Here is an 11,507-nt window from a genome sequence, read left to right as displayed (position 1 = left end):
GCGCATTTTTCCGGCATCAGCCATTTCGGACGGGGCTCCGGCCCCGTCCGCACATTCCAGAGGGTTCAAGACACAAGAACAAGCGTCGCTTCAAGCGCGTGCCGAGAGGAACAAGAGGCTCTTATGGGCAAGGCTTTAGACGGCGTTCGCATTCTGGATTTCACCCATGTCCAGTCGGGTCCCACCTGCACGCAGCTGCTCGCCTGGTTCGGCGCGGACGTGATCAAGGTGGAGCGTCCGGGCGAGGGCGACGTGACGCGCACTCAGCTGCGCGACGTGCCCAATGCCGACAGCCTCTATTTCACCATGCTGAACTCCAACAAGCGCTCCATCACCCTCGACACTAAGACCGTCGAGGGAAAGCAGGTGCTGGAGGAGCTGGTGAAGGTCTGCGACGTGCTGGTGGAGAATTTCGCTCCCGGCGCGCTGGACCGCATGGGCTTTACCTGGGAGCGTCTCCAGGAACTCAATCCCCGCCTCATCCTCGCCTCCGTGAAGGGCTTCGGCGCCGGCCCGTTCGAGGACTGCAAGGTCTATGAGAACGTCGCGCAGTGCGCGGGCGGCGCCGCCTCCACCACCGGCTTCCGCGACGGCCTGCCGCTCGTGACCGGCGCGCAGATCGGTGACAGCGGCACGGGCCTGCATCTGGCGCTGGGCATCGTCACCGCTCTGTTCCAGCGCGAGCATACGGGGCGCGGGCAGAAGGTGCTCGCCGCCATGCAGGATGCGGTGCTGAACCTCTGCCGCGTGAAGATGCGCGATCAGCAGCGCCTCGCCCATGGGCCGCTCACCGAATACAGCCAGTTCGGCGAGGGCGTGCCCTTTGGCGACAGCGTGCCGCGCGCGGGCAACGACAGCGGTGGCGGCCAGCCGGGCCGGATTCTCAAGTGCAAGGGCTGGGAGCAGGATCCCAACGCCTACATCTATTTCATCACCCAGGCCCCGGTCTGGGCCAAGATCTGCGACGTCATCGGCGAGCCCGGCTGGAAGACGGACCCGAACTACGCCACCGCCGCCGCGCGCCTGCCGCATTTGAACGAAATCTTCACGCGCATCGAGGCGTGGACCATGGCCCACGACAAGTTCGAGGCCATGGAGATCCTCAACAAGTTCGACATTCCCTGCGGGCCGATCCTCTCCATGAAGGAGATCGCCGAAGACCGCTCGCTCTATGCCACCGGCACGCTGGTGGAGGTGGAGCACCCGGTGCGGGGCACTTATGTGACGGTGGGCAACCCCATCAAGCTGTCCGACAATCACGTGGACGTGGAACGCTCGCCGCTGCTCGGCGAGCACACCGAAGAAATCCTTAGCCGCGTGCTCGGCTTCGACGATGCGCGCATCTCCTCCCTCAAGCTCACCGGCGCCCTCGGCCTGCCGGCGCGCATGGCGGCGGAGTGAGCCTCAGGCTCGGCGGAAGACAAGACTGCGCCGCGCGCGGGCCCCGGCCTTCGCGCGGTGGATGATGACAAGAACGCGGCTGCCCTTGCTAAGCTAGAGAAGGCCCATGGCGATTGATTTTGATGAGCTTGTCCATGCGATCGGAGACGCCGTGGTCGTCTCCGACGCTGCTGGCGCGATCACGCTGTGGAACGCCGCGGCCGAGCGCATGTTCGGCTTCAGCACGCAAGAGGCCCTCGGACGGTCCCTCGACATCATCATTCCCGAGCGGCTGCGCAAGCGCCATTGGGATGGCTATCACGAGACCATGCAGACGGGCGTGACCCGCTACGGCACTGAGCTCCTGCGCGTGCCGGCGACCCACAAGGACGGGCGCGCCATGTCCATCGCCTTCACGGTGGCGCTGCTGAAATCCGGTGGCACCGCGCCCGATGCCATCGTCGCCGTGATCCGCGACGAAACCCAACGCTGGAACGAGGAGCGTGCCTTGCGCAAGCGCCTCTCGGAGCTGGAGACGCACGGCGCATGAGGCGGATGGGCTGCGCAGCCCGCCAGGAATCTCCCCAGACCAGACGGCAGGCAGCATCTCGCCCAAAGGGCGCCTGCGGCTCAAGGGGTGACAATCGTCCGGGACGGGCCTTCCGAGGCTCCCACCGGACCAACTTTAAGACGCTCGAAAGGGAACCGACATGACGAAGCCATTGGACGGTATCAAGATTATCGACTTCACCCACGTGCAGGCCGGCCCGGCTTGCACCCAGCTGCTCGCCTGGTTCGGCGCGGACGTGATCAAGGTGGAGCGCCCCGGCTCGGGTGATGTGACCCGCTCGCAGCTGCGCGACATCTCAAATGCCGACGCGCTCTACTTCACCATGCTGAACTCCAACAAGCGCTCCCTGACGCTGGACACCAAGACCCCGGCGGGCAAGGAAGTGCTGACGAAGCTCATCAAGGAGAGCGACGTTCTCGTGGAGAATTTCGGCCCCGGCGCGCTCGACCGCATGGGCTTCACCTGGGAGCACATCAAGGAGCTGAACCCGGGCATGATCGTCGCCTCGGTGAAGGGCTTCTCCGACGGCCACCATTATGAAGACCTGAAGGTCTACGAGAACGTGGCGCAGTGCGCCGGCGGCGCGGCCTCCACCACCGGCTTCTGGGACGGCCCCCCCACCGTGTCGGCTGCGGCGCTCGGTGACTCGAACACCGGCATGCACCTCGCCATCGGCATCCTCACCGCGCTGCACGCCCGCAACAAGACCGGCAAGGGCCAGAAGGTCGCCGTGTCCATGCAGGATGCGGTCATCAACCTCTGCCGCGTGAAGCTGCGCGACCAGCAGCGTCTCGACCGCGTAGGCTACCTGGAAGAGTATCCGCAGTATCCCCACGGTGAGTTCTCGGACGTGGTGCCGCGCGGCGGCAATGCGGGCGGCGGCGGCCAGCCGGGCTGGGTGCTGAAGTGCAAGGGCTGGGAGACCGATCCCAACGCCTATATCTACTTCACCATCCAGGGCCATGCCTGGGCGCCCATCTGCAAGGCGCTGGGCCGCGAGGAGTGGATCGACGATCCGGCCTACAACACGGCGCTCGCCCGCCAGGACAAGATCTTCGAGATCTTCGGGATCATCGAGGCTTGGCTGGCCGACAAGACCAAGTTCGAGGCGGTGGATATCCTGCGCAAGTTCGACATCCCCTGCGCGCCGGTGCTCACCATGAAGGAGATCGCCAACGACCCGTCGCTGCGTGAGAGCGGCACGATCGTTGAGGTCGATCACAAGGAGCGCGGCAAGTATCTCACCGTCGGCAGCCCCATCAAGTTCTCCGACATGTCGGTGGAAGTGACAGGTTCGCCGCTGCTCGGCGAGCACACGGACGAGGTTCTTGCCCAGCTCGGCTACGACGCCGAGCAGATCAAGGAACTGCACGCGGCCCGCGCCGTCTGAGCTTTGCTCGGACGCTCGTGTAGCTAACATCGGGGACGGCGCTTTGCGCCGTTCCCTTTCCTAAAACGCTCCTTGTGGGCATAGGGCCGCAGAGATGTCCGGCCGGGATGCGGGCGAAGCCCCCCTGAAGCCGCGTGCGCCCCTTTCACTTGCGTGTCGCCAACCTACATTATGTCCGTTCTTCCGTCGGGGGAGAGTTGGAATGATGTACGCGGTTGCGGTGCTGTTGCCCTGGCTGGCTCTCATGCTTCGAGGCCGCATATTCCAGGGAATCCTGTGCCTGATCCTTCAGATCACGCTGATCGGCTGGCTGCCGGCGGCCATTTGGGCCGTCATGGTGGTCAATTCGGACAATCAGGAGCGGCGCCACCGCGAGCTCCTGGAGTCCTTGAACAGGCGGTAGGCCGGTCGTCCTCTCGACGGCGCTGCCGCGGGAGGATGACATGGCAAACTGGGTCCGCTTCACCAGCGAGAAGATTTCCGGCATCGGCACGCTGGACGGCGAGGAAATCACCGTCCACGAGGGCTGCATGTTCAATGGCGCGCACGCGACCGGCGCGCGGGTTGCGCTGTCCGACGTCACGCTGGAGGCGCCGTGTCAGCCCTCCAAGATCATCGCGCTCTGGAACAATTTCCATGGCCTTGCCGCCAAGCTCGGCGTCGCCGAGCCGGCCGAGCCGCTCTATCTCCTGAAGGCGCCCACCACCGCCGCCGCCCCCGGCGCCACCGTGCGCCGCCCGCCGGCCTATGACGGCAAGACCGTCTATGAGGGCGAACTGGGCATCGTCATCGGCAAGACCTGCGCGAACATTTCCGAGGACGAGGCCGGCGCCCACATCTTCGGCTACACCATCGTCAACGACATCACGGCTGCTGACATCCTCAACAAGGACCCCACCTTCCCGCAATGGGCGCGGGCGAAGGGGTTCGATGATTACGGACCGTTCGGCCCCATCATCACCACTGCCGCCCCGCCGCAAAGCGCCCATGTGCGCACGGTGCTGAACGGCGCCGAGCGGCAGAATTATCCGCTTGCCGACATGATCTTCCCGCCGCACAAGCTGGTGGCCATGCTCTCGCGCGACATGACGCTCCATCCCGGCGACCTCATCGCCTGCGGCACCTCGCTGGGGGTCGGTTCCATGAAGGAGGCGGTGAACGAGGTGGAGGTCTCCATCGACGGCATCGGGACGCTGAAGAACCTGTTCGTGCAGTGAAGGCTTTTGTCCTGGCCAAGTGAGCGCGGAGCGCGAACGCAGAGCCGGGACCCAGCGCAAAACCTCGGCGAAGCCGTCAACCCGCGACCAGCGCCTTGCGCCATCGCCGCGTGGCGGCGCCGGCGGGGTGAAGCGCCTTCGGCGGTGCCTTGCGCTGGGTCCCGGGTCGCATTCCACGACGCGATGCGTCGTTGCATGCGCCCAGGACAAAAAGCCTTACCCTTGCCTCCGGCGCTCCCTTGCGTCTCTATGCGGGCAATCCCTGCCCGGACCCCGCCATGACCCTTCCCGCCGCGCCCGCCTTCACGCCTGCTGACCCCGACTATGAGCGCCGGGTGCGCGACAGCTTCGCCCGGCAGCCGTTCATGGCGCATATGGGCGCGCAATTGGGGGATGTGGCGCCGGGGCGGGCGGAAGTGATCCTGCCTTATGCGGAGCACGAGACCCAGCAGCACGGCTTCTTCCATGGCGGCGCGGTCGGTGCCATTGCGGACACCGCTGGAGGCTATGCGGCCTTCACGCTGTTCCCAGCTGACGCCACCGTGCTCACGGTGGAGTACAAGATCAACATCATGGCGCCCGGCCGCGGCGAGCGGCTGGTGGCGGTGGGCGAGGTGGTGCGTTCCGGGCGCACGCTCACCATCGTGAAGATCGACGTCTACGCCGAACGCGGTGCCGAGCGCACCCATTGCGCCACCGCCACACAGACCCTCATCTGCCTGATGGGCCGCAGCGACGCGCGCGCCTGATGCGGTTTCCCGCTCCCCTGGTGCCGGCGACATTGCTGCGCCGCTATAAGCGCTTCCTCGCCGACGTGGTGCTGGAGGACGGCACCGAGACCACGGTCCATGTGGCAAATTCCGGCGCCATGACCGGGCTGACGACGCCCGGCTCCCGCGTCTGGCTCTCTCGCGCCACCACCGCCGGCCGCAAGCTCGCCTTCGGCTGGGAGCTGGTGGAGGCGGATTTCGGCGCGGGCCTGGAGCTCGTGGGCGTCAACACCATGCATCCCAACGCACTGGTGGCCGAGGCGGTGCGCGCCGGCCGCATCCCCGCGCTCGCCGGCTACGACACCCTGCGACGCGAGGTGAAGTACGGCGTCAACAGCCGCATCGACCTGCTGCTGGAGGGGGAGGGGCGGGCGCCCTGCTATGTGGAGGTGAAGAACGTCCACCTCATCCGCCGGCCCGGCTTTACTGAGTTCCCGGACTGCGTCACGGCGCGCGGCACAAAGCATCTCGTCGAGCTTGCCGCCATGGCGGCCGGCGGGGCGCGGGCGGTGATGGTCTATCTGAGCCAGATCGGCTCGGCACAGAGCATTTCGCTCGCCCGCGACATCGACCCCGCTTATGGCGCGGCATTCGACGTGGCGCGGGCGGCGGGCGTGGAGGCGGCGGCGCTGATCTGCGCCATGAGCGTCGAGGGCATCGAGGTGGCCCGCGAGGTGCCCATGCTGGGATGACGGTGGCGATGGCAGGGGCGCCTGCCACCTTACAACACCGCCAAAATGCCGTGCCCGCTTGCTTTGCGCGATTGTTGGCCTAAATCTGGAAGAAAGAGGCAAGGCGCTTTCAGCCGGCAGGACGAGTTTCATGACTTATGTGGAAGCGGCCCACGCGCCGCTGCGAAAGACCGGACACATCAAGCTCTACGGGCCGGAAGGCTTCGAGGGCATGCGCCGCGCCGGCCAGTTGACCGCGCAGGTGCTGGACGCGGTGGCGGAGATGGTCGGCCCCGGCGTGTCGACGGACGCCATCGACAAGCTGGTCTTCGACTTCGCCATGGACCACGGCGCCTATCCCGCGACGCTGATGTATCGCGGCTACCGCTATTCGGTCTGCACCTCCATCAACCATGTGGTCTGCCACGGCATGCCCAATGCGCGCCCCCTGCGCGACGGCGACATCGTGAATGTGGACGTGACCCTGGTGCTGGACGGCTGGTACGGCGATTCGAGCCGCATGTTCGGCATCGGCGCCGTGCCGCGCCGCGCCGAGCGCCTGCTCGAGGTGACCTATGACGCCATGATGCGCGGCATCCAGGCCATCCGCCCCGGCGGGCATGTGGGCGATATCGGCGCAGCCATCCAGGAATTCGTCGAGCCGCAGCATATGAGCGTGGTGCGCGACTTCTGCGGCCATGGCGTGGGGCAGGTGTTCCACGACGAGCCCAACATCGTCCATGTGGGCCGGCGCGGCGAGGGGCCGGAGCTGAAGCCGGGCATGATCTTCACCGTCGAGCCCATGATCAATCTCGGCCGCCCGCATGTGAAGGTGCTGTCCGACGGCTGGACGGCGGTGACCCGCGACCGCTCCCTCTCGGCCCAGTTCGAGCACGCGGTGGGGGTGACGGAAACCGGCGTGGAGATCTTCACCCTGAGCCCCAAGGGCTACCACAAGCCGCCTTATCTGCCGGCCTGACCATGGCGGAAAAACCCGAGGACGGGCTTGCGGAGGCGACACCGCATTTCCACGGCCATCGGGACCGGCTGCGCAGCCGCTTCCGCGAGGCAGGAGCAGCGGCGCTGGCGGACTACGAGCTTTTGGAGCTGGTGCTGTTTCGGGCGATCCCGCGGCGGGATGTGAAGCCGCTCGCAAAGGCCCTAGTGGACCGATTCGGCTCGTTCGCCGAGGTGGTGGGGGCGCCGGCAGGCCTTCTTGAGGAGATGCCGGGCCTCACGCCCTCCGTCGTCACCGAGCTGAAGCTGGTGGAGGCGGCGGCCCACAGGATCGCGCGGGGCCAGGTGAAGCGGCGCCCGGTTCTGTCCTCCTGGTCGTCGGTGATCGAATATTGCCGCACCGCCATGGCGTTTTCCGAGCGTGAGCAGGTGCGGGTGCTGTTCCTCGACAAGCGCAACCAGCTCATCGCCGACGAGGTGGTCCAGACCGGCACCGTGGACCACGCGCCCGTCTATCCGCGCGAAGTGGTGAAACGGGCGCTGGAGGTCTCCGCCTCGGCCCTGATCCTCTGTCATAACCACCCGTCCGGCGACCCGACGCCCTCGCGCGCCGACATCGACATGACCCGCAAGATCATCGATGTGGCGAAGCCCCTGGGCATCGAGGTGCATGACCACATCATCGTCGGCAAGGACGGCCATGCCAGCCTGAAGGGCCTGCGGCTGATCTGAGGGGGGTGTTGTCCTGGACAAGCGACGCCGTAGGCGGAGCGCAGATCCGGGACCCAGCGCCAGACTTCGGCGAAGCCGTCACCCCGCGACCAGCGCCCTTGCGCCATCGCCGCGTGGCGGCGCTGGCGGGGTGAAGCGCCTTCGGCGGCTCCTTGCGCTGGATCCCGGATCGGCGTTCGAGCTGCGCTCTCACTTGTCCGGGACAAGCAATCTGTGGTGGGCGCATAAAAAAACGCCGCGCTTTCGCGCGGCGTCTTTGGAGGTCCGGCGCGGGCGGAGCCGCGCGCCGGGTCAGGTCACTTGAAGGCGTTCAGCGAGGTCGCGAACGACAGGGTCGCCACGAACTTGTCGCCGCAGGCGCTGTTGTTGCCGATGATGAAGGCGCAGTCGTCACCGCTCAGGTCGGTGCCGGAGTAGCGCAGATCGAGGGTCGCAACTTTGTAGGTGAAGGCGACGCCGACGTTCCACCAGTTGTAGCCGGGGATCGTGGTGTTGGTGGTGATGCCGGTGAAGATGTTGGTGACATCATAATTGTAGGCCGAGGAGGAGAGCCACTGATGGCCATACTCACCCGAGAGGAACCAGCCAAAGTCGCCGGACGGGCCGAAGGCCGGCAGGGGAACCTTGGCATTGAGCGACAGCGCCGTGCCGTCGGTGCCGGTGGCGGCGAAGTCGCTGGTCCAGTTGAGGCCAAGGCCGACGGTCAGCCATGGGGCCACCACGTAGGACGGCTTCGCGTAGATTTCCCAGTAATTGTAATCGGTGGAGCCGGGGCCGGTCATGGTCAGCGTGACCGGATCGAGGCTCGAGCTGCTGCCCGGGTACATGTAGTAGATGGCGCCGACGTCGAGGGTGAAGGCACCCCAGGTGTGGCGCAGGCCGCCGGAGAAGTCGACTTCAAGCGAGCTGTTGCCGTCCCAGAGGAAGTTCTCGACCCAGTTCTGGTTGGACGCCCAGACGTTGAGGTAGAGCCAGTCGAACGCCTGCAGCTCGACGAAGCCCTGGATGGCGGGGTTGTTGTTGGTCTGGCTGATGCCGCGGAAGAGATAGTCCGAAGTTCCCGTAACGCCGAAGGCAATATCGAACAGGGGCGGCGGGGGCGGAGCCACGACCGCCTTCACAGGCATGGACATGTCGGCAGCATGGGCAGCGCCGGCGATCATCATGCTAGCGGCAGCGGCAACAACGAGCTTTTTCATACACGAACCCCCAATGGATATCTGTCCAGATTGAGACCAAATTTCTGCACATTCTCCAATGTGAAAAAACGGGCATTCTTTGCTTGAAAATTAGGCAAACCCGCATGAATGCTGGATTCTAATTGTTGCAGTCCTGCAACAGCAGTAGTGAAAGCAATGGAGGAAGGGGGGCGGGGACGCCATTTTTAGGCGTTACTTATAGGGACGGCGCCTCATCTTTATACGGCCGAGCTTCTTCCGGCTGTATCATGGGCGCAACAGGAGGAGCGGGCGCCCGCGCTCCGGGGTCTTGGCCCAACCGCCGTCTTCCTGCCGGGCGAATCGCAGCGGCGGAGCGCCGGCGGACGAGTTCACCACCACATTTCCCCCTTCCACGCGCCAGGTGGCGGGGGAGAAGTCCGCAAGCGCCGTATTGCACCCTGGCGCGACCTTCACCTGGAAGCCGCCGCCCGCCTGCGCGTCCCCCGTCAGAGTCCAGCGGCACAAGGCCGGGCTGCCTGCAGCCCGGGCAAGATCCCAGTCCCCGATCATCTCCTCGGCCGAGACCTCCACCGTCGTCACGGCCGCCGGGCTGGAGAGGAAGTAGACGCCGTCGCCTTCGCGCAGCGCCTCATAGGTGCCCCCCGTTCCCTCGGTGAATTCCGCCACCGTGCGGCCGTCCGTGCCCGTGAAGCGAATCGACCCCGACGGATCGGGCACCCAGCCCATGACCTGGAGGGTGAACGGTATGCTGGCGCAGGCGCCGGCATCGAGCGTGGCGGCGAAGTTGGCTGCGGCGGGCTCCGGCTTGAGCGTGACCGGGCAGGTGCGCGCGCCGTCCGCGCTGGAAAGGGTGAACGGCCCCGCAATCTTCTGGGCGGCCGCCTGGAGGGCCGGGTCCACCTTCGGTGGCGGCGCAGGCTTCGCCGCCTGCGGCTTTGGCGCTGCGGGCTTGGCCGAAGAGGCCTTCGGGTCCGGCACGGGCTTCGGCGGGGTGTTGGACTGCGCGCCGGCGGGCATCGCGAAAGCGACACCGAGGAGCAGGGCCGAAAGTGCGGAGGCGACGCGCATGGATGAAGGCTATCCCAGAGCGGTTGGGAGGTGAAGCTTCAGCGGGCCGGCAGCTTGAACAGTTCGTCCATGCCATCCACCTCGGGGATCGCCACATAGCGCTCGTCGGGGGTCTGGAAGCGCACCCGCGTCTTGCGCAGGGCATCGACGAGGTCGATGGTCCAGCTCTCCATGAGGCGCCAGGCGGTGATCTCGCCCATGACGGGGAATTGGGCGGCGCAATCCTTCGCCACCTCGATCTGCATGCCGCCGATCATATAGTCCCGCTTCAAGATGATGCGGCACTTCTTCTTGCCAGTGGCGTCGCGGATTTCGTAGCGGCCGAAGACATCGTCCAGCATCGCCTTGTCGACGCCGGCCGTATCCATGGGCTTGATGGGCTCGAAGGTCTGGGCGCCGGCCGCAATGGGCAGAAGCATTCCAAGGCTCGATATTCCGAGGCTCAGCGCCCCGGCCAGGATCGACCCGCGCCCGTCCATTCCCGCCCCCTCAGCCCTTCGGCCACGGCGTCTCCGCAACTGGCGTCACAGGCCCCTTGCCGTCGAACCACGATATCACATTGTCCACCACCAGCTGGCCCATGGCGGTGCGAGTAAAGTGGGTCGCCGAGCCCACGTGGGGCAGCAGCACCACATTGTCGAGCGCGCGCAGCGCCTCCGGCACGTTGGGCTCGTCCGCGAACACGTCGAGGCCGGCGGCCAGGATGGTGCGCGCCTTCAGCGCCTCGATCAAAGCCGGCTCATCCACCACGGAGCCGCGCGCCACGTTGATCAGCACGCCGTTGGGTCCGAGGGCGGCCAGAACCTCGGCATTCACGATACCGCGTGTGGACGGGCCGCCGGGCAGGATGAGGATGAGCGTGTCCACGTCCCGCGCCATGGCGACCAGGTCTAGATAATGGGGGTAGGGGAGATCGGGCACGGGGCCGCGGGTGTGATAGGCGATGGGCAGGCCGAACGCTTCGATGCGCTTGGCGATGGCTCGGCCGATGCGTCCCATGCCGACAATGCCGATGGATCGGCCGCGCAAAGTCGCGCCGAGCGGGAAGGCGGCGGCCTTCCACTTGCCGTCCCGCACGTAACGGTCGGCCTGCGGGATCTCGCGGATGGTGGCAAGCAGCAGGCCGAGGGCAAGGTCCGCCACCTCCTCGTTCAGCACGTCCGGCGTATTGGTGACCATGACGCCATGCTTTGCCGCTGTCGCCGCGTCCACTGAATCGTAGCCGACGCCGAAATTGGAGATGATCTCAAGCTTCGGCAGGCGCTCGATCACCGCGGCCGTGACCCCCCGGCTGCCGCGCGTGACGACGCCGCGCACCTCATCTCCATGGGCCGCCAGCGCGCCTTCGAAGTCCTCTGCGCCCACCAGGTGGAAACGCTCCTTCAGCTGGCGCTCCACCACATGGTCCATGATCATTCCGGTCAAAAGCAAAACGGGGCGGGTGTCTTCGCTCATGGCTCGCTCGGTATGCGGGAGGGGTGGGATGCCGGAGGCAGGTTCGGGAATAACCCTCCCCCTCCTTTGGTTCAATCGTTTTAAGTTTCGCTTGATCACGGCGCACCCGCGCACC

13 protein-coding genes are annotated in these 11,507 nt (G+C 66.2%); 9 read left to right on the top strand and 4 right to left on the bottom strand.

Annotated features, from left to right (window positions below):
• Positions 1–123 precede the first annotated feature (123 nt).
• From frc (ABLE91_RS02280) to radC, 9 genes are all read left to right on the top strand, one after another.
• Positions 124–1,401, top strand: a complete 1,278-nt coding sequence (gene frc, locus ABLE91_RS02280) for a formyl-CoA transferase (protein ID WP_348928024.1) — start codon at positions 124–126, stop codon at positions 1,399–1,401.
• A 106-nt stretch (positions 1,402–1,507) separates the two neighbouring features.
• On the top strand, positions 1,508–1,930 hold the full coding sequence (locus ABLE91_RS02275) for a PAS domain S-box protein (RefSeq protein WP_348928023.1): 423 nt from the start codon (positions 1,508–1,510) through the stop codon (positions 1,928–1,930).
• A 160-nt stretch (positions 1,931–2,090) separates the two neighbouring features.
• Positions 2,091–3,341 carry a formyl-CoA transferase gene (gene frc / locus ABLE91_RS02270; protein ID WP_348928021.1) on the top strand — a complete coding sequence of 417 codons (1,251 nt, stop codon included), beginning with the start codon at positions 2,091–2,093 and terminating at the stop codon, positions 3,339–3,341.
• A gap of 202 nt (positions 3,342–3,543) precedes the next feature.
• Positions 3,544–3,744 (top strand): YqaE/Pmp3 family membrane protein, encoded by a 201-nt coding sequence (locus ABLE91_RS02265; RefSeq protein WP_348928019.1) that lies wholly within the window; start codon positions 3,544–3,546, stop codon positions 3,742–3,744.
• A 40-nt stretch (positions 3,745–3,784) separates the two neighbouring features.
• Positions 3,785–4,558 carry a fumarylacetoacetate hydrolase family protein gene (locus ABLE91_RS02260; RefSeq protein ID WP_348928017.1) on the top strand — a complete coding sequence of 258 codons (774 nt, stop codon included), beginning with the start codon at positions 3,785–3,787 and terminating at the stop codon, positions 4,556–4,558.
• A 278-nt stretch (positions 4,559–4,836) separates the two neighbouring features.
• Positions 4,837–5,307, top strand: coding sequence for a PaaI family thioesterase (locus tag ABLE91_RS02255; RefSeq protein WP_348928016.1), 471 nt, complete (start codon positions 4,837–4,839; stop codon positions 5,305–5,307).
• Positions 5,307–6,020: a DNA/RNA nuclease SfsA gene (gene sfsA, locus ABLE91_RS02250; RefSeq protein WP_348928014.1), complete on the top strand. Its 714-nt coding sequence runs from the start codon at positions 5,307–5,309 to the stop codon at positions 6,018–6,020. Before ABLE91_RS02255 ends, sfsA begins: the two co-directional genes overlap by 1 nt.
• A gap of 130 nt (positions 6,021–6,150) precedes the next feature.
• Positions 6,151–6,978, top strand: coding sequence for a type I methionyl aminopeptidase (gene map, locus ABLE91_RS02245; protein WP_348928012.1), 828 nt, complete (start codon positions 6,151–6,153; stop codon positions 6,976–6,978).
• A 2-nt stretch (positions 6,979–6,980) separates the two neighbouring features.
• Positions 6,981–7,688: a RadC family protein gene (gene radC, locus ABLE91_RS02240; RefSeq protein WP_348928010.1), complete on the top strand. Its 708-nt coding sequence runs from the start codon at positions 6,981–6,983 to the stop codon at positions 7,686–7,688.
• 296 nt (positions 7,689–7,984) lie between these two features.
• Here the strand turns inward: radC and ABLE91_RS02235 are convergent, their stop codons facing one another.
• The 4 genes from ABLE91_RS02235 to ABLE91_RS02220 all read right to left on the bottom strand — a co-directional run bounded on the left by ABLE91_RS02235 (position 7,985) and on the right by ABLE91_RS02220 (position 11,392).
• A complete protein-coding gene (locus ABLE91_RS02235) occupies positions 7,985–8,887 on the bottom strand; it encodes a TorF family putative porin (RefSeq protein WP_348928008.1) in 903 nt (300 codons plus the stop codon).
• Between the two features lie 246 nt (positions 8,888–9,133).
• Positions 9,134–9,937, bottom strand: a complete 804-nt coding sequence (locus ABLE91_RS02230) for a protease inhibitor Inh/omp19 family protein (RefSeq protein ID WP_348928007.1) — start codon at positions 9,935–9,937, stop codon at positions 9,134–9,136.
• Positions 9,938–9,975: 38 nt separating this feature from the next.
• On the bottom strand, positions 9,976–10,416 hold the full coding sequence (locus tag ABLE91_RS02225; protein ID WP_348928005.1) for an AprI/Inh family metalloprotease inhibitor: 441 nt from the start codon (positions 10,414–10,416) through the stop codon (positions 9,976–9,978).
• A gap of 10 nt (positions 10,417–10,426) precedes the next feature.
• Positions 10,427–11,392, bottom strand: a complete 966-nt coding sequence (locus tag ABLE91_RS02220; protein WP_348928003.1) for a 2-hydroxyacid dehydrogenase — start codon at positions 11,390–11,392, stop codon at positions 10,427–10,429.
• Between the last annotated feature and the right edge of the window lie 115 nt (positions 11,393–11,507).

Origin of the sequence: Aquabacter albus (assembly GCF_040049275.1) — a bacterium.
Lineage (GTDB): Bacteria > Pseudomonadota > Alphaproteobacteria > Rhizobiales > Xanthobacteraceae > Aquabacter.
The sequence above is the reverse complement of the archived record's forward strand: the minus strand, read 5'-3'. Positions and strand labels throughout refer to the sequence as shown.